This window comes from Enterococcus malodoratus (assembly GCF_027659535.1).
GTDB classification, from domain to species: domain Bacteria; phylum Bacillota; class Bacilli; order Lactobacillales; family Enterococcaceae; genus Enterococcus_A; species Enterococcus_A malodoratus.
Window position 1 is genome coordinate 106,562 of the sequence record NZ_JAQDPG010000006.1, and the last position, 18,158, is coordinate 124,719.

The 18,158-nt window shown below is 41.5% G+C and carries 16 protein-coding genes; 2 read left to right on the top strand and 14 right to left on the bottom strand.

Annotation, left to right across the window (positions count from 1 at the left end; all coding sequences use genetic code 11):
- Positions 1–351: 351 nt before the first annotated feature.
- Positions 352–1,860, top strand: coding sequence for a helix-turn-helix domain-containing protein (locus PGP85_RS11240; protein ID WP_270327517.1), 1,509 nt, complete (start codon positions 352–354; stop codon positions 1,858–1,860).
- Between the two features lie 637 nt (positions 1,861–2,497).
- Here PGP85_RS11240 and PGP85_RS11245 read toward each other — a convergent pair.
- The 4 genes from PGP85_RS11245 to PGP85_RS11260 all read right to left on the bottom strand — a co-directional run bounded on the left by PGP85_RS11245 (position 2,498) and on the right by PGP85_RS11260 (position 5,942).
- Positions 2,498–2,974 (bottom strand): helix-turn-helix domain-containing protein, encoded by a 477-nt coding sequence (locus PGP85_RS11245; RefSeq protein WP_270327518.1) that lies wholly within the window; start codon positions 2,972–2,974, stop codon positions 2,498–2,500.
- Positions 2,975–3,287: 313 nt separating this feature from the next.
- Complete coding sequence (locus PGP85_RS11250) at positions 3,288–4,241, bottom strand: Gfo/Idh/MocA family protein (RefSeq protein ID WP_270327520.1); 954 nt, start codon at positions 4,239–4,241, stop codon at positions 3,288–3,290.
- A 100-nt stretch (positions 4,242–4,341) separates the two neighbouring features.
- Positions 4,342–4,956, bottom strand: a complete 615-nt coding sequence (locus tag PGP85_RS11255) for a TVP38/TMEM64 family protein (protein ID WP_270327522.1) — start codon at positions 4,954–4,956, stop codon at positions 4,342–4,344.
- Between the two features lie 113 nt (positions 4,957–5,069).
- On the bottom strand, positions 5,070–5,942 hold the full coding sequence (locus PGP85_RS11260; RefSeq protein WP_010741197.1) for an alpha/beta hydrolase fold domain-containing protein: 873 nt from the start codon (positions 5,940–5,942) through the stop codon (positions 5,070–5,072).
- 260 nt (positions 5,943–6,202) lie between these two features.
- On the opposite strand from PGP85_RS11260, the gene PGP85_RS11265 reads away from it, so the two are divergent.
- A complete protein-coding gene (locus PGP85_RS11265) occupies positions 6,203–7,213 on the top strand; it encodes an acyltransferase family protein (protein ID WP_010741198.1) in 1,011 nt (336 codons plus the stop codon).
- 14 nt (positions 7,214–7,227) lie between these two features.
- Here the strand turns inward: PGP85_RS11265 and PGP85_RS11270 are convergent, their stop codons facing one another.
- The 10 genes from PGP85_RS11270 to PGP85_RS11315 form a co-directional block, all read right to left on the bottom strand.
- Positions 7,228–8,415, bottom strand: a complete 1,188-nt coding sequence (locus tag PGP85_RS11270; protein WP_270327524.1) for an iron-containing alcohol dehydrogenase — start codon at positions 8,413–8,415, stop codon at positions 7,228–7,230.
- A 119-nt stretch (positions 8,416–8,534) separates the two neighbouring features.
- Complete coding sequence (locus tag PGP85_RS11275) at positions 8,535–9,275, bottom strand: alpha/beta fold hydrolase (protein ID WP_270327525.1); 741 nt, start codon at positions 9,273–9,275, stop codon at positions 8,535–8,537.
- A 147-nt stretch (positions 9,276–9,422) separates the two neighbouring features.
- Complete coding sequence (gene deoD / locus PGP85_RS11280) at positions 9,423–10,130, bottom strand: purine-nucleoside phosphorylase (RefSeq protein ID WP_010741201.1); 708 nt, start codon at positions 10,128–10,130, stop codon at positions 9,423–9,425.
- Positions 10,131–10,170: 40 nt separating this feature from the next.
- Positions 10,171–10,989 (bottom strand): purine-nucleoside phosphorylase, encoded by an 819-nt coding sequence (locus PGP85_RS11285; RefSeq protein ID WP_270327527.1) that lies wholly within the window; start codon positions 10,987–10,989, stop codon positions 10,171–10,173.
- A 41-nt stretch (positions 10,990–11,030) separates the two neighbouring features.
- Positions 11,031–12,203: a phosphopentomutase gene (gene deoB, locus PGP85_RS11290; RefSeq protein WP_270327528.1), complete on the bottom strand. Its 1,173-nt coding sequence runs from the start codon at positions 12,201–12,203 to the stop codon at positions 11,031–11,033.
- A 577-nt stretch (positions 12,204–12,780) separates the two neighbouring features.
- Positions 12,781–13,734, bottom strand: coding sequence for an ABC transporter permease (locus PGP85_RS11295; protein WP_010741204.1), 954 nt, complete (start codon positions 13,732–13,734; stop codon positions 12,781–12,783).
- A complete protein-coding gene (locus PGP85_RS11300; protein ID WP_270327530.1) occupies positions 13,734–14,864 on the bottom strand; it encodes an ABC transporter permease in 1,131 nt (376 codons plus the stop codon). The genes PGP85_RS11295 and PGP85_RS11300 overlap by 1 nt, the downstream gene beginning before the upstream one ends.
- On the bottom strand, positions 14,857–16,392 hold the full coding sequence (locus PGP85_RS11305; protein ID WP_371198722.1) for an ABC transporter ATP-binding protein: 1,536 nt from the start codon (positions 16,390–16,392) through the stop codon (positions 14,857–14,859). The genes PGP85_RS11300 and PGP85_RS11305 overlap by 8 nt, the downstream gene beginning before the upstream one ends.
- Positions 16,393–16,587: 195 nt before the next feature.
- Positions 16,588–17,685, bottom strand: coding sequence for a BMP family lipoprotein (locus PGP85_RS11310; RefSeq protein WP_270327531.1), 1,098 nt, complete (start codon positions 17,683–17,685; stop codon positions 16,588–16,590).
- Positions 17,686–17,744: 59 nt separating this feature from the next.
- On the bottom strand, positions 17,745–18,137 hold the full coding sequence (locus tag PGP85_RS11315; RefSeq protein ID WP_010741208.1) for a cytidine deaminase: 393 nt from the start codon (positions 18,135–18,137) through the stop codon (positions 17,745–17,747).
- Positions 18,138–18,158: the final 21 nt, after the last annotated feature.

Sequence of the window (18,158 nt, forward strand, 5' to 3'; positions counted from 1 at the left end):
AAGTCAAACGGTGGTTGAGCCTTATTTTGACCTTCTATTAGAAAGTTTGTTAAACGGATTTCTGCCATCATTATGGAAGAAACCCTTTAATAATCACCACTTGCTCTTTATTTTCGTCAAAAGATAAAAACGCTTTTTTAAGAAAAATGGGCGCAAGTCTAAATTGTGTGAAAAAAGCTCGCAAAATTTTGGAATATTTGCCTTAAATTTTGCTTCAAATGATAGTGCTTCACAAAAAGGTGCTAACAAAAGAGAATTCTCGCAGACATCTTTAAATCAACTTTCACATAGTGTTGAGTCCTTCTTTAATAATTGCGGGCTATACTGTTGAACTTGAGGGAGTGTTAAGTTATGAACATCGATCTACTACTAGATTTTGAAAGTCAGGCACTTTTTGCTATTTATACTTATTTAAAAGAAAATCCTGGTTTTCACGATATCAATGAAATATCAGAACAAATCGGCTTTGAAAAACGAACCACACTAAAATACTTGGATCGCCTAGCCGCGCTAGCTGATGAAGTTAAGGGAAAAATCGGAACTTCACCTCTCAACACATCAGACCGAAAATACCAAATTCTTCAAACGAATTACTCAGAAAATAAAGAGCTATCCCTAGTCATCTATCACATTTCGATCAAGATCGACTTGCTTGAAGGGTTATTGCTTAATAAAGAAAATACCATGGACTCATTGATGGATAAGTACAGCTTGAGCTATTCCACGTTAAAGAAAGATGTTTACGAAGTCCGGGATTATCTCAAAGAAGCCAACATTGATCTTCATCTAAAAAATGGCGAACTTGTCCTATCCGGACTAGAACCAACGATTCGAATGTTCTTTTTAAGTTTCTTTTGGCAGCTTTACGGCGGTTATGGACATCCTTTCAATATCGAAAATTCGACAGAGAAAAATTTCATTTTTGAGAAGCTCAGTTTTTTACTTTCGGATCAAATCGATCCCATCACAAAGATGCAATATGATTATTTAGTTGATATCACCTTGATTCGTTACTTGGCGGATCATAAGATCAAAAACAATGAGCTGCCTGTCGAGTCGATCCTTATTGGCAATAAATTCGTCCAGCATTTTCATTTTATTTCTGAAGAAAATGTTTCAGCGTATACAAATTTCAAAGATGAACTGTTCTTTATGCTGCTTTTCCTGCAATCAAAAATGGTCTTCTATCGTAATAACAGCTTCTTTCAGGAGCTGAAAAAATACCATAAAGAGATTGATTCAAATATTTACCAAGCCAATCAATTCTTTTTCCAAAATATCGGACGGCTCTTTAATCACTTTTTGCTTGATTCCGTTGAATTGGAAAAAGAACTCTATGTCATTCACACCCGACTGTTGTTCAAAAGCTTCTATAACTATGTTCCAATCGGCGAGCATTACAATCTCTACCCCGAAGACATGGCGATCGTTCAGGAAAATCTCCGGGAAAGCTTTGAACACATCAGTCCTAGAAACAGTTTGATATATTCGCAGCTGGACTATACGATCTTCCTTTACGCTGCGTTAAGTATTGCCAATGAATTTATGACAGAGTATGAATTATCTGTCTTTATCGATGATTCCAAGGGTGAGTTCAATTCTATCTGGCTCAAAAAATTCTTCACTAGAAGTACCGGCGGTTTAGTTAAATTGAACTTTGTTGATCCTCATCGCTTTTTGTTAGCCGATGGCTCAGTGGACTTGATCATCAGTACGAATAAATTCTTCCCGATCGAAAATAGTCAAAACATACCGATCCTCTTTTTAGAATGCAAGGACAAGTATGAAGACCTGAAAAATGTCCAAACGATGGTTCGTAAAATCATGAAAAACAAAAAGAATGCTTCACAAATGAACTAAAGTTGCGCTGACTTTTTTAACATAAAGCTGACTTTTCACCCATTTTGAGAAAAAATTTCGCGAAAAAAAAGACAGCCAACAAGTTGACACAAAGCAAAAATAAATAAATATGCTATACTAACTTCGGTTAGTTTCTCTTTCCAAAATCAAACTAACTGCCAAAGACGATCGACCGACATATTCGATCGTCTTTTTTTGCGAGTTCTGCTTCTTGCTTAAGCAAGATTAGCAGAATCGTATGCGAATCGACGATGAATATATTTTTTATGATTTTTGAAAAATGTTTCCTTGCTTTGGAGATAGCTGTGAGTTGCCAGTTCTGCTTTTCGCAGGATTAAATGTTTGAACTTCATTTATCGAGTATAAAAATATATGACTCGTGCTGTTTAGCAGAATGGTATGTCAACGACAATAAAAAAATTTGTTTCAAATTTTTCCATTGCATGAAGTTGACTCTGCTTCACGCTTCAGTGTGATTAGAAAAATGATAGGCATAATTCTTCGTTCGATCGTATACGAACCAAAAATAAAAAAATGCTCCTAGAAATTTTTCTAAGAGGAACTAAAATTCAAGTTTAATTTTTTCGAAAAAAATCTAATACTACTCTTCAAACTACCTCTATTTCCTGATAGGCGATCAGCCTTGCTCCTTTTCACCCATTCCGTTTCTCAATTTTTTCAATAATTCATCTGAAAAACCTAAAAATAGTTCGACCGGAATCAAAGCCAGACCAAATGATTCAGGTGATTCATCCCCTAACAATACAAAACTATCTCCTTTATTGATTTTGAAAATAGTACGCGCGTCTTTGGGGATCACGACTTGTCCCCGTTCCTGTATTTTTATGATCCCAAACATGTGCTTCCCATTTGGCGGAATCTTCGAGCCAGCCTTTTTCTCGTCGAAACGAATGAGGTCATTAACGGTTACATCGTAAAAATCAGCTAATGATACAATCGTGACTACATCTGGAAGGGCTTCTCCCGTCTCCCATTGCGCTGCCGTTTGACGGGTAACACTCAATTTATCAGCCACTTCTTCTAAGGTATAGTGATACTGTTTCCGTAAAAAAGATAAATTTTCGCTAATCATCAGTTCCTTCGGCTTTTTCATATTATTCCTACCTCCTTAGCAATAAGTCTAGCGGGAATACTCGCTTGAACAACCAAGTAAAACGGACAGCAACGGTTCTTTTCAGTTCCCTCAGATACGCAAAAACCCCTCTTAGAATAAATTCTAAGAGGGGTTTTCCCAGTACCAAAAATTTGATAGAAAGATTCTTCGTCCACTAAGCTTCTTTCCGACACCCTGAAATCCGACAGGTGACTTGCGTCGTTGTGCCTCTGGTATCGAAGGATCAATGTTTCAGATCCGCTCGACTCGTCGCATGAGACAAACTATAGCACATCCCATTAGTCTTTGACAATCATTTTTGATAGTTCTTATAGATTGATTCCGTAATTGCGACTGTTTTTAGGGTCAGCTCTTTCGTTACGATCGGACTTTCTGTACGTCTTTGCTTCAAGCAGTCATTCACGTGGTCTACTTCAAAAACAAATTCACTATTTTGAACCGCACGCAACGTTTCCGTTTGACCATCTTTATACTGAATCTCAGCCGTGTCCGTCTTCCAAAAATCTGGAACGATAATTTTTCCTTTGTCCCCGTAAATGATCATTCGTTTCGTCAAATCCAAATCAACGGTCAAGAAAATTGTGCCGATCACACCGTTTGGAAAATTCAAAGTAATCTGCGCCTGCGCATCTGATTGACCTTCAGGGAAAGTCAGTGTTCCTTTCGCTTCGTCAGGTGAAGCGTTCAATAAATGCTGCATATATTCTAGAGGATACGTTCCCGCACCGCGAAAAACACCGCCGCCCGCACTCAAATCACGGAACCAAGAAATGTGATCGATGTTTGGGTATGCCGTCACAGAGTCTAACCAGCGAACATCCCCGATCTTGCCCTCTTGGATGACTTGCTGGATTTGATTGGTGATAGGTAGAAAAAGTGCTTTTTGCGCTTCCATCAAAAACAATTGGCGCTCTTTGGCTATCGCAAATAGTTCTTCCGCCTGTTTAAGAGTCATGGTGAATGGCTTCTCCAGTAAGACATGTTTATTATTCAGCAACGCCAATTTTGCGGCATCATAATGTCCTTCGTTATAGACCGCTACATAAACAATATCGACCTCTTCGCTCTGACACAATTCTTCATAGCTTCCAAAAGCCGTTGGGATAGCTAATTCTTGCGCCATTTTTCGCGCCTTTTCAATTCCGCGTGAAGCAATCGCCGTAACGATCCCATCCTGACTTTCTTTCACTCCCGCAACAAACCGCGGAACTACTTGCGCTGTACTTAACACACCATAACGAATCATACTTTCTCCCCTTTTCGTAGTAAGGAACTGCCTTTTCAGAAAAAGCAGCTCCCCTTTTTTTATTCCTATGTATTTCCTAAAGCGGAAATGAATCAGAGTCTTAGAGCCCCGCAAATGTTTTGTTCAAAACGAACAAACAAAAATAGCCGTATGATCCCACAGACCAAATTTTAAAAATCAAAATGATTTTCATATATTCACAAAAAGAAAGATCCGTCATCCCCGCAACCAGACAAGTTAAATCATCTGGCAAGAATGGAAAAATGAAACAAACAATCAATAATTTTTTGATGTCCTGCGTATGATCTTGCAAGGCCGTTTCAAATTTTTGAAAATTTTTCTCGGATAGGACTAGTCGGGCAAACTTAGGACCAAAGCGTCGCACTAATAAGAATAATCCCGCTTCCCCAATCACCAATCCGATGTAACTATATAAAATGCCCGGAATGTTACCAAACATCAGCATCCCGACAATCGTCGCAAAACCACCCGGCAAGAAAGGAATGATTGGCTGGATCGCTTGCACAACGATGAATGCTGCAATAGCAAAATTACCAAAGTTCTTGATAAAATGCTGCAAATCAGCGACTGAACTGAACATCCCCGATCGCCGAATATAGATTAATATAAGAATAAACGCGGCTAAACCAACGACAGGTAAAACTTGAATGACTTTTTGCTGCCATGTCGCGCGGTGATTCGTTTTTGGTTCCATCCTTCCCCTCCTATCAAGTGGATGCTATTTTACTATTATAACGGATTGAGGCGAATAACTGCCGAAAAACAATTCCGGCAGTTATTTCATCGCTTACTTTAGTGCAAAGCTGACTATTGGTAAAACTCTCCGATTTGATCGACATATGGCAGGGATTCTTTCAATGGATAAACCACAAAATCATGCATCATGCCATCCACTACTTCTAATTGCATCGTAGTCCCTTGACTGCGTGTGATTCGATCTCGCAGCCGCAATACATCCGGATATAAGATTTCATCCGTACCCGCCACTACAAATAATTCGCCTAGTTGATCAAAATTGCCGTAGATCGGCGAGACCATTGGATCAGTCAGAGGCAATTCGCCCGCATAATTCTCCCCAGCTTCCGCCAATAGGTCTTTTTCTAATAATACATCTTTTTCCTGCAATTCTTGTGAACGCGGATCGCTCAAAGAAGCATCTAACCAAGGCGACGCCAAAGCAATCTTTTTAGGCCGCTTCGGCAAATCGATATTGCGCAAATGTTGAGCCAAGCTCATCGCCAATCCTCCGCCGGCTGAATCACCAAATAAGAAAAAGCAGTCATCCGGATACAAATGTGTCAATTGTCGAAACGCCTTTTCTGTCAGCGGAACGGTTTTTTCCGCCGTATTTTCGGGCGCTAAAGGATAATCAAAATAACTCACTTTTAAGTTATATCGCTTAACAAAACGCTCTTGAATCTCCTTATGAAACGGCGACGCTTCTAAAGCATAGCCGCCTCCATGTAAATAAAACACATGGCGTCTCGTTGGATGCCCCGGAAATAAAGTGATCAATTGATGACCATCAACCTCTGAGATCCGTTGCGGAATATCCGTTTGCGAAAGCTGTCGGCTGATCAACCGACGACGCTTCGGCGGATCGACCATCGTCGCCCCTACAAGTTTTTTCATATTGATCACTTTAAAAACATTTTTTACAAATTTTGCTGAATAGCGCATCGCGGTCTCCTTATTCTTACTATTTATATTCACTACAAATGAGTTCGATTCTCATGCCGTGTGTCATCCTGCTAAGCAGCTCTGGAAGGAAATCTATCCTTCTTTTCATTACAAGTTTTGACCGCTTAAGATAGCGGAAAGCAGATCGGAACCCCGTCAAAGAATTCCCATAAAATCGCGTAGAACTCGTCTTTTCGTGCTACAATAGACAAGGTAAACTATTGCCGTCTGCTTCTTAAGCATAACGGAATCTGAAGGAGGTGTCCACAATCACAAAACCAAATCGCGAATACCTTTACGATAACATTCGCGGCATCTTGATTTTACTCGTGGTCTTGGGACACGCATTAGAATATTTTCGTTTAGATAATAAGGTCGGTGAATTTTTATATGTCTTCATCTACCTATTCCATATGCCAGTCTTTATTTTTATCTCTGGTTATTTCTCGAAAAATTTAGCAAAAGGCCGATCCACAGCTGTGGAAACTTTCCTTGTGCCCTATCTGCTATTAAATATGATTTTATCGCTGATCATGTTGGCGATCGGTAAAATCAATGAATTCATGATCTTAAGTCCAGGCTGGACTCTATGGTATTTATATTGTATGTTCATCTGGCGCTTATTGCTACCAGACCTCGTAAAAGTTCGGCGAATCTTAATTTTAAGTTTTATTGTTGGTATTTTCTCCGGTTTTCTAACCGAATTTGGTACCTACATGGCAATGGCAAGGACCTTAGGCTTTCTGCCCTATTTCCTAGCAGGCTATTTCATGGATCGTTCCATGTTAGAAAAAATCCATCGTTTGCGCTGGCGCAAATTCATCAGCTTCGGAATTATTTTAGCTGGATTAGGAGTCGCCTATTTTTGGGTACAAACTGCTCTTCCGCCCGAAATTCTATGGCGTGATCGCTCGTTCCTGCTATTCAAATTACCGCTTTACCAAAATGTCTTAAACAACGTCCTTCTGTATCTAGTAGGATTTGCCTTTGTTTTCGTCTTTTTGAGCTTAGCAGCACCAAAGCCGCATTTCTTTACATCATGGGGACAAAAAACGTTGGCGATCTACCTACTGCATGTCTACTTGGTCTCGCCCTTGGTGGAGTTTACTCAATATGTAAAAGATCCGCTGCTCCATTTAATTTTATTAGTAGCCGGAACATTATTGATCCTGTATTTATTGTCTCGACCAAAAGTGACGACGACGCTGCAAAAGACGATTGCGCGCATACTGCATTTTATTATGCCAAATAAAAACGGCGACTCCTCGTGAGCCGCCGTTTTCTTTTATTCAAAACTGCTTTCTGTCAAACAAGCTGTATAAATTTCTTTAACAGCCGCTTCATCCAACGGAACAAACGCATCCGTTTTTATCGTGCTGTGATCCACGGCTTGTTTCGCCATTTGTTCAAATTTTTCTTCATTGATGCCAACTTCAGGCAAGGTCATTGGAATTCCGCAGGCCTTGAAGTAGTCATACAATTTTTGAATTCCGATCCGCGCTGCCAGCATCGGAACTTTTTCCTCTACGTTCCAAACATTCCAAGCGAAGTTAGCAAACTTATCAACGGTATCATCGTTCAAGGAATATTCCATCCAACGCGGTGTCAAAATCGCTAAACCGACACCATGCGTAATATCATAAAAGGCACTTAACTCATGTTCCATCGGATGACAAGACCATGCGCCCGGTTTACCGTTACCAGTCAATCCGTTTAACGCTAAAGTACTTGCCCACATCAAGTTGGCACGAGCATCGTAATCATCTGGGTATTTCAACGCAATCGGGCAATTTTTGATGACAGAACGCATCAAACCTTCCGAAACAGAATCTTGTACGTCCGTTCCTTCTGTCCGTTTGAAGTAATTTTCAATCAAATGACTCATGATGTCCGCAGAACCTGCCGCTGTTTGATATTTGTTCACACTAAACGTATTTTGCGGATCTAAGAAAGAAACTTTCGGTAACATCACTTTGCTGCCGGTTCCCAATTTTTGATGCGTAGAAAGATTAGAGATCACGGCCCCGCTGTTCATTTCACTGCCGGTTGCTGCCAAGGTCAAGATCGTCACTAGTGGTAACGCGCCGCCTTGATATTTCCGACGTTGTAAAACTAGATCCCAAGCATCGCCATCAAATTTCGTCGCAGCTGCTACGACCTTCGCACAGTCAATCGTTGAACCGCCACCGACAGCTAGAATCACATCGATATTTTCTTTGCGGCAAATTTCCGCACCGCGACGAACCGTTTCAATTCGCGGATTTGGTTCTACGCCGGCCAACTCAAAAACGTCGTTGCCATTTGCTTTCAGCTGTTCCATCACTTTATCGTATAAACCGATTTTCTTGATACTTCCGCCGCCGTAAACGATCAATACCTTTTTGCCAAATTGGTTCAACACCTCTGGCAATTCGGCTAAACGATCTTTACCAAAACGAATATCCGTTGTTACGTGAAAATCAAAATTTTCCATCAATTATTTCCTCCCTGTTTGCCTGTATCCATTTATTCTAAGCCAAAGCCTTCCAGAATGAAACTAACTTTCCTCAAAACATCCGTTTTCCTCTCTATTTTAATAGACTAGAAAATGAATTAGCCGCCTAAGTTATCCGCAAAGAAGTCTGTAATTTGATCCATCGTAGCAATTTGAACAAAGTGCCGTTCAGCCGCACTCACAAAAGTGATATTGTTTTGCGGATTCGCCTCAATAAACTCAGCCGTATGCTGATAAGGGACTTTTTCATCCTCCGTTCCATGCCAAAAGAATAACGGACGGCCCGCCACTTTTTCCGGTGCTAATGATAAATCATACGCTTCTAACCAAGAAGTTAGCTGGTGATAATCCTTTGGTAAATAAAAACCTAATTCACCAGCATGCAGACTGATCCGTTCACGATACTTGATTGGTGCAGGCGATCCCATCACGCAGGCGGCCACATTGATTTCAGGGTGCTGCGTCAATAGCATGCAGGTCGTAATCCCACCCATTGAGATACCGCCGACACCGACTTTTCCCATCACCAAACCAAGGTTCTCGAAATAGTCGACTAGATAGCCAAACTCATATAAATTCGTTTGGATACTATCCCAAAACGTCAGCGAAGGTATCTCTGACGTTTTCGTCTTGCGTTCGCCATGATTGGCCGCATCCGGCAGCAACACTCGAAAATTTTTCGACGCCAGTTTTCGACCTTGCGTCAACACTAATTCCTTGGCCGTTTGCCAGCCATGATAATAAATGATCAACGGCAGCGGTTCATACACTTTATCCTCTGCGACGACCTCCAGCAATGGAATATTGCCCATCGTACGCTTGCGTACAACAACTTTCATTTTTGACCTCCCGTAGTTAACTATTTATCCCTATTATACCGAACAATCCCTGAATACATCTGACTCGCACCTTACTGACGCATTTTTTACTTTAAATTCCATGCAAAAAACCGCCCCTCATAATTGAAGGACGGTTTCCAAAAAGATCTATTTTGCAATAATTGTTTCTAAGCCGACATACATCATGTCTTTGAATGTGTTTTGACGTTCTTCTGAAGTCGTTTCTTCTCCAGTGATCATGTGGTCGCTGACCGTCATAATACCTAATGTTTGAACATTGAATTTTGCGCCTAAATAATACAAAATCGCCGCTTCCATCTCAACGCCCATCACACCATATTCAGCTAATTTGAAGGTTGGTGCTAGATCATCTTTATAGAAAGTGTCTTCTGACAGCACATTTCCCACATGAGTCGTGAAGCCTTTTTCTTTCGCAACTGCATAAGCTTTCATCATCAAATCAAAATCAGCGATCGGTGCAAAATGGAAATCAGGGAAATGTTTTTTCACCATCGATGAGCTAGTCACTGCACCTTGAGCGATGATCAGGTCACGTACATGAACATCCTTCGACAACGCTCCGCACGTTCCCACACGAACCAATTTTTTTACGCCGTAGGATTGGATCAATTCTTGGGCATAGATCCCAGCAGATGGCATCCCCATCCCAGTTCCTTGTACGGAAACACGCTCGCCTTTATAAGTTCCAGTGTATCCCAACATTCCTCGTACATTGTTGTAGCATTTCGCATCTTCTAAAAAGTTCTCCGCGATAAATTTTGCCCGTAATGGATCTCCCGGTAACAAAATCTTATCTGCGATCTCCCCTTGTTTCGCTTCAATATGAACGCTCATTGTATTCCTCCTTATTCCTATTAAAATACTTACTAGATGATTATAACACCGCTAATGTTTCCTTGATCAGTTTCTTGAAGTCTTCTTTGACACGTTCAGTCGTTTCCACCACTTCAGCGTGATTCAAGTTGGCTTGCATACCAGCCGCTAAGTTGGTAATACAAGATATCCCTAAAACTTTTAGCCCACTGTGCGCCGCCACGATAACTTCCGGTACCGTCGACATACCAACAGCATCCGCACCGATCGTCCGTACCATCCGAATTTCCGCAGGTGTCTCATAAGTCGGACCAGTCATGCCAAGATACACGCCTTCTTGTAAGCCAATCGCTAATTTATTCGCAACTTCTCGTGCTTTCTCTTGATATTCTTTCGTATAAGCCGCACTCATATCTGGGAAGCGCGGACCCATATTTTCATCATTTGGTCCAATCAATGGATTGGTTCCCATGAAATTGATATGGTCCGTGATCAACATCAAGTTTCCTGGTTGGAAGCCTTCGTTTACGCCGCCAGCCGCATTCGTTACAACAACTGAATGAATACCCAAGGCAGCCATTACACGAACAGGATAGGTTACAGTTTCCATTGTATTCCCTTCATAATAATGGAAGCGTCCTTGCATCGCTAATACTTTTTTTCCAGCTAGGCTTCCATAAACTAATTGTCCAGCATGCCCAACCACTGTTGATACGGGGAAATGAGGAATCTCATTGTACGGGATCACTACAGGGTTTTCGATTTCTTCAGCTAGTTCGCCAAGGCCTGATCCTAAAATCAATCCAAAAGCGACATCCGCCACCCCTTTGTCTTGGATGTAACTAGCTGTTTGCTGAATTTTGTCTTGTAAGTCTGTCATAAAATCCTCCTATTTTGTATTTTTGAGTATTTACTTTTTTCTTACTTCAAAAGCTTTAAGAAACTTTCGCCATTTTCCGTTGCTGGGACATCAAAGTTTTCCGCAATCGTTGCAGAAATATCTGAATAGTAGCCTTGCGGTAATTTACCTTGTTCAGTCATTTTTTTGCTGTAAACCAAGAAAGGTACATACTCACGAGTATGATCTGTTCCGGTAAAGGTTGGATCGTTTCCGTGGTCGGCAGTGATCATCAATAGATCATCGTCTTGCATCGCGGCCAAAATCTCAGGAATTCGTAAATCAAACTCTTCGATCGCATGCGCATAGCCGACAACATCACGACGATGTCCAAACAATGCATCGAAATCAACTAAGTTCGTGAAGCTCAAACCAGTGAAATCATTCTTCATCACATCTAATAATTTATCAACGCCATCCATGTTGCTCTTCGTGCGAACAGCATCTGTAATTCCTTGTCCGTTGAAAATGTCGTTGATCTTGCCAACTGCAATTACATCTTTCCCATTGTCTTTCAATGAATCCAAGACTGTTTTGCCAAATGGATCAAGGGCATAGTCGTGGCGATTACTTGTACGAGTAAAGTTGCCTGGTTCCCCAAGATAAGGACGAGCAATGATTCGGCCGATCATGTAAGGATCATCTTTGGTAATATCACGAACATACTGACAAATCTTATAAAGTTCTTCTAACGGAATGATCTCTTCATGTGCTGCGATCTGCAATACAGGGTCAGCAGAAGTGTAGATGATCAAATCGCCGGTCTTCATTTGTTCTTCGCCGAAATCTTTGATGACTTCCGTCCCGCTATATGGTTTATTAGCACCCAAGATAATACCGCGGCCAGAAAATTCTGAGATTTGGTCTAGCAAATCTTGCGGAAATCCTTCTGGGAAAACACGGAAAGGTGTTTGGATATTCAATCCAGCAATTTCCCAATGACCAGTCATCGTATCCTTACCAACAGAAACTTCTTCTAATTTTGTGGCATAGCCATCATGATCCGCTACGTCCTTAACACCTTTTAACGGACGAATTGATCCAAGACCAAGTTGTTCCAAATGCGGAATATTCAATCCAGCTTTTTCAGCAATGTGTCCTAACGTATCTGAACCAACATCTCCAAATTTATCAGCATCTGGTGCTTCTCCGATACCAACTGAATCCATTACGACTAAGTGAATGCGCTTAAACATTTCTATTCCCTCTTTCTATTTATTTATATCAAAATAAGTAAGACGAATCCCACTTACATATTTAACAAACTGACTGTCTTGCAAAAATCATCAACTCAGCTCCAGTATATTGGGTTCTTAGTGTTCCGTAAACTGAAAGCCATTATGCCAAATTTAACTCGACGGTAGAGCTCAATGCTAACTCCGTTTAATCAAAATCATTTTTTGTATGCATACGATTACGTTACTCATAATATGTTTGAACAATTGATTCGCAGCTAATTCGTATTAATGGGCTAACTTTTTCAAAAAACGAAAAAGTTAGTCTAATCCTCATTACGCATACCATCCAACTAAACCTCGCGTATTTCTATAAGGTTTAAAGATTTTATTTTTTGCCAGTCTGACTTTGAGCATTGCGAAAAGTTGGACTGGCAGCTAACTCAATATATTAGGAGCTTTTTTCAAAGACCGAAAAAAGCTTTATCTTCGTACGCATACCATTTTTCTAATTATGCTAAAGCATAAAGAAAAACTGGCAAAAAAGGGCGTGACTAAGAACATTGTCCCATAGCCCCACCCTTTAAAAACAAAAGAATTATTTTGATTTGATGTAGTTGACACCATCGGCTTTTGGCGCTGCTGATTTTCCTAAGAAGAGAACCAGTACGACGATAGTCAATACGTATGGTGCTGATTGTAGATACACATCTGGAATTTGTGAGATGATCGGCAGATTTGAACCTGCGATACTCAAGTTTTGGGCGAAGCCGAAGAAGATCGCGGCTCCCATCGCACCTAGCGGATTCCATTTACCGAAGATCATGGCCGCTAATGAGATAAACCCTTGTCCAGCAATAGTTGTTGCTGCAAAACGTCCAGCGATTGATTGCGCGAATACCGCACCACCCATTCCGCCTAAGAAGCCGGAAAGTAAAACACCTGAGTAACGCAACGCGTAAACATTGATCCCTAACGTATCTGCCGCTTGTGGATTTTCACCCACAGAACGCAAGCGTAAACCAAAACGTGTTTTGAAAAGAACAAACCAAGAAATCACAGCGACTAAAATCGCGAAGTACGCTGGTAAACTAGTGTTTTTGAAGAACAGCTCGCCTAATACTGGAATCTTGCTTAGTCCTGGAAAATCAAAATACCCAAATTGTTGTTGGATCGTATCTGTTTGACCTTTTCCGTAAATAACTTTGATCAAAAAGATCGCCAACGGAGGAGCCAACAAGTTCATTACAGTACCACTAATAATATGGTCTGCACGGAAATTGACCGTCGCTACTGCATGCAATAGTGAAAAAGCCATCCCTGCTAAACCGCCGACTAAAACACCTAGCCATGGAGTCATTGCTCCAAACTGATGAGCAAAAGCCAAATTGAAAACAACCGAACTGAAGGCACCGGCGACCATGATTCCTTCTAAACCAACGTTAACAATCCCGCTGCGTTCAGAAAAGACCCCGCCAAGAGCGGTTAATATCAATGGTGCTGAATACACGAGTGTCTGAGCAATAATTGAAGCTAATAAATCCATATTCATTAGACTTTGCCCCCTTTTTCAGATTCATCGTTCGGAGCACTTTCCACTTCTTGAACCTTCGCGATCTCTTTTTTGCCGCCCATAACTTTCGCAAGTCCGACCCGTACGATATAGTTGATCGCTACGAAGAAGATAATCAATGGAATAACACTATTGGCTAACTCACTAGGAATTCCTGAGAACTGCATTCCTTGTCCGCCAAGTTTTAAAATACTGAACAACAGTGCTGACAATAAGATTCCGACCGAGCTGCCGTTTCCTAGCAGCGAAACCGCCATCCCGTCAAACCCGATGCTGACTGAGGAACCTTGAACGAAGTAGTTCATAAATGTTCCAAGTCCGTAAACCACACCGCCAAGTCCAGCCAACGTACCTGAAATGATCATTGAGATGACGATCGTACGCTTACTGCTCATCCCTGCATATTCTGATGCAAAAGGATTCAAACCAACGGAACGGATTTCAAATCCGAGAGTTGTCCGCTTCATCAAGAACCAAACAATCACTAAGAACACAATCGCTAAAATAATCCCCATATTGACCCGTGAACCACCGAATAAATTGGTCAGCCAAGGTTCTCTCAAGGAAGCATTCAAGCCGACACCTTTTGTCACCCCTTTGTTTGAGATGATGTCCGGCGACATTACATGGTTCACGATATGATTGGCTACATACAAGATCACGTAGTTCATCATGATTGTTACGATAACTTCACTTGTTCCAAAGAAGGCCCGCAATAAACCTGGAATTGCAGCAGCTGCTGCTCCAGCCAAAGCTCCGGCAATAATTGCTAATGGTAAAACAACGAATTTTGGTGAATCCGGCATGCTTAAAGCAACCCAGATACTTGCTACCCAACCGCAGAGTGCTTGTCCCGAAAGCCCGACGTTAAAGAAGCCCGCCGAGTTGGCAACAGAGAACCCTAGTGCGGTGAAGATCAATGGCCCTGCACCAACCAAAATTTCTCCGATAGACATTTTGCTTTGGAAAGCCGAGCTGAACATCGCGTTATATCCTTCGATCGGATTAAAACCAAACACGAGCATCAAAACGGCACCAAGAATAAATCCTAAAACAACCGAAATAACCGGTACTAAAATATTTCTAATTTTCTCTGAGCGATCATTCATTTGTCTCACCAGCCTTTGCTAATTCTGCCCGTGCCTCTTCTAAACTATAGCCGGCCATTAATAGCCCAAGCTCATTTTCAGAAGTTTCTTTCGGATCCACGATCCCAACGATCTCGCCCGCGTGAATAACCGCGATACGATCAGAGACATTCAAAATTTCATCTAACTCAAAACTTACTAACAGCACACCTTTTTGTTTGTCACGCTGTTCGACTAAACGCTTATGAATATATTCAATCGCTCCTACATCGAGTCCGCGTGTCGGTTGTGAAACAATTAATAGATCTGGATCACGATCAACTTCTCGTGCGATAATCGCTTTTTGCTGGTTACCACCGGAAAGTGAAGCGGCCGGCGCTTTTTCACTAGTCGTCCGCACATCGTATTCTTCGATCAAACGTTTCGCATAGCGATCAATCTCACCATAATTCAAGATTCCGTTCTTGCTGAACGGCGCATGATAATAAGACTGTAAAGCAATATTTTCTGATAAAGGCAATGGTAGAATCAATCCATATTTATGGCGATCCTCCGGTACATGTCCGACACCAGATTCTGTGATTTGACGCGGCGCATGGCCCGTCACATCCTTGCCGTTAATCGTTACTGTTCCGCTTTCGACCTTGCGTAATCCCGTCAAGGCTTGGATCAATTCCGACTGACCGTTTCCGTCAATGCCGGCGATTCCGACTACTTCACCACGATGAACATCCAGTGTTAAACTCTTAACAGCTTCTAAGCCGCGGCTTTCTTTTACAACTAAATCTTTGATTGATAGAACGACTTCACCTGGCGTTGCTGGTATTTTATCTGTTTTAAATGAAACAGAACGTCCAACCATCATATCGGCTAATTGTTGAGAGCTGACATCTTTCACATCAACTGTCCCAATATATTGTCCGCGTCGAATAACGGAACAACGATCCGCAACTTTTTTGATCTCGTCTAATTTATGAGTGATCAGGATAATTGATTTACCCTCGTTGATCAACCCTTCCATGATCATGATCAATTCGTCGATTTCCTGCGGGGTTAATACGGCAGTCGGTTCATCAAAAATCAGTACATTCGCACCACGGTACAACGTTTTTAGAATTTCAACCCGTTGCTGCATTCCTACTGAGATATCCCGAATATAGGCATCCGGATCAACTTTTAGTCCGTACTCTTGTGATAAACGCTCGATTTCGGCTTTCGCTTTCTTTTGATCCAGCATGCCGCTTTTCTTTGGTTCGCTACCTAAAATAATGTTTTCTGTAACGGTAAAGGCATCAACTAACATGAAATGCTGATGGACCATTCCGATTCCTAATTGATTGGCTCTAGTTGGACTTGAGATATCAACCTTTTGACCGTCCATCAAAATCTCACCAGACGTTGGCTGCAATAAACCTGACAAAACATTCATCAGTGTCGATTTACCGGCACCATTTTCTCCCAAAAGGGCATGAATCTCACCTTTTCGAACTTGTAAATTGATGTTGTCATTCGCTTTAAACGTACCAAATTGCTTGGTGATATTGCGCATCTCAATGACATTTTGTTCTTCTGCCACTTTCTTTTCACATCCTATCGCTTTATAAACCTGACAAAACACTGCAACGCTAAGGGCGTTCTTCCCTTAGGCAAATCGAGCACCGGCTGCGACTTGTCTAAAAAAAGAAAGCTCCTTTTTTTAAAAGAGGACCATAGCCTCTCATTTTAGAGGCTATGGTCACCTGAATTATTTTTTCTCAGGAGTTTCTGGAACTTTGATGTCGCCGTCAGAAACTTGTGTTTTCGCTTCTTTAACAGCTGCTTTTGCATCGTCAGAAAGGAAACCGTCAGTTAGAGAAACACCGCCGTCTTTCAAACCGTAAGATAAGTGTTCGCCACCAGGGAATTTATCTTCTAATGCACGAGTAGAGATATCTTGAACCGCTGCGCCTACACCTTTAAGTGTTGAAGTTAAACAGAAGTTGCTGTCTTTACCGTCTTTAGATTTGTATTTACCTTCTTTTTGTTGGTCGCTATCTACACCGATAACCCAAACTTTGTCTGCTTCATCCGCTTTTTCGTTACGAGCTTTAGCTTCTGAGAAGACCCCTTGACCAGTACCGCCTGAAGCATGATAGATAATGTCGATTCCACCATTGTACATGTTGGCAGCTAGCGCTTTACCTTTGGCTGGATCACCAAATGAAGCCGCATATTGTACATCTACAGAAATGTCTTTGTCTAATTTTTTAGCAGTATCTGCTACGCCTTTTTCAAAACCAGCTTGGAAACGGTCGATTACGGCACCTTCTTCACCACCAACGAAACCTAATTTGTTAGATTTAGTTGTTTCAGCTGCTGCTACACCTGCTAGGTAAGCTGCTTCTTGGTCTTTAAATGTTGCTGAAGCGACATTCTTTTTACCGTCAATAACTGAATCGATGATTACGAAGTTTGTGTCTGCATTTTGATCAGCTGCTGCTGAGATTGGGTCAGCTAATAAGTAACCAATCCCGAAGACTGTCTTAAATCCGTTAGTAACAGCTTGTGAGATATTTTGTTCATATTCAGAAGCATCGTTTGATTGGATATAGTTGTATCCGCCATTGCCTTTTTTGATGTCGTGTTTTTTACCCCAAGCTTGAAGACCTTCCCAAGCTGATTGGTTAAATGAACGGTCATCCACGCCACCAATGTCTGTTACGATTGCAACGCTGTGTTTTGAATCTTCTTTAGCCTCGCCACCTGAAGAATCAGTTGAACCGCCGCCTCCGCCGCAAGCTCCTAATGCTAGCAATGCTGCCATTGCCACGGTACCTAGGCCAAATAATTTTGCTTTTTTCATTTCTGTAAAGCCCCCTAAATATGTTTTTTTCAACAGTCCTGCGACTGAATGAACATGGTTTATAAATCTTTATCAGTGAATGTATATGGCAGTAATCCTTCAACGGTCATCTCTTTGACTACACCGTTGTCACCGACTAAGGTTACTGGCATCGCTGGGTCGCAAAATTCTGCCATGACTTGGCGGCAGGCGCCGCATGGAGAAATTGGTTCGGGTGTATGACCGGCGATTACTAAATGTTTAAAGTCTCTTTCGCCTTCTGAAACAGCTTTGAAAAAGGCTGTGCGTTCCGCACAATTCGTCAAGCCGTAAGAAGCATTTTCAATATTGATGCCTTGATAAGTTTTTCCTTCTTTTGTCACGAGACACGCGCCTACGGGAAAGTTTGAATATGGGACATACGCTTTGTCGAGCGCTTCGACTGCGATATCGATCCATTCTTGTTTATTCAATTAAAGCGCCTCCTGCTTCAT

Coding starts and splice junctions, on each gene's coding strand:
- deoB (WP_270327528.1), bottom strand. CDS start 12,203: ATGTTTAAGCGCATTCACTTAGTCGTAATGGATTCAGTTGGTATCGGA.
- PGP85_RS11300 (WP_270327530.1), bottom strand. CDS start 14,864: ATGAATGATCGCTCAGAGAAAATTAGAAATATTTTAGTACCGGTTATT.
- PGP85_RS11260 (WP_010741197.1), bottom strand. CDS start 5,942: ATGCGCTATTCAGCAAAATTTGTAAAAAATGTTTTTAAAGTGATCAAT.
- PGP85_RS11275 (WP_270327525.1), bottom strand. CDS start 9,275: ATGAAAGTTGTTGTACGCAAGCGTACGATGGGCAATATTCCATTGCTG.
- PGP85_RS11250 (WP_270327520.1), bottom strand. CDS start 4,241: ATGATTCGTTATGGTGTGTTAAGTACAGCGCAAGTAGTTCCGCGGTTT.
- PGP85_RS11240 (WP_270327517.1), top strand. CDS start 352: ATGAACATCGATCTACTACTAGATTTTGAAAGTCAGGCACTTTTTGCT.
- PGP85_RS11305 (WP_371198722.1), bottom strand. CDS start 16,392: ATGCGCAATATCACCAAGCAATTTGGTACGTTTAAAGCGAATGACAAC.
- PGP85_RS11285 (WP_270327527.1), bottom strand. CDS start 10,989: ATGACAGACTTACAAGACAAAATTCAGCAAACAGCTAGTTACATCCAA.
- PGP85_RS11245 (WP_270327518.1), bottom strand. CDS start 2,974: ATGAAAAAGCCGAAGGAACTGATGATTAGCGAAAATTTATCTTTTTTA.
- PGP85_RS11295 (WP_010741204.1), bottom strand. CDS start 13,734: ATGAATATGGATTTATTAGCTTCAATTATTGCTCAGACACTCGTGTAT.
- PGP85_RS11270 (WP_270327524.1), bottom strand. CDS start 8,415: ATGGAAAATTTTGATTTTCACGTAACAACGGATATTCGTTTTGGTAAA.
- PGP85_RS11255 (WP_270327522.1), bottom strand. CDS start 4,956: ATGGAACCAAAAACGAATCACCGCGCGACATGGCAGCAAAAAGTCATT.
- deoD (WP_010741201.1), bottom strand. CDS start 10,130: ATGAGCGTTCATATTGAAGCGAAACAAGGGGAGATCGCAGATAAGATT.
- PGP85_RS11310 (WP_270327531.1), bottom strand. CDS start 17,685: ATGAAAAAAGCAAAATTATTTGGCCTAGGTACCGTGGCAATGGCAGCA.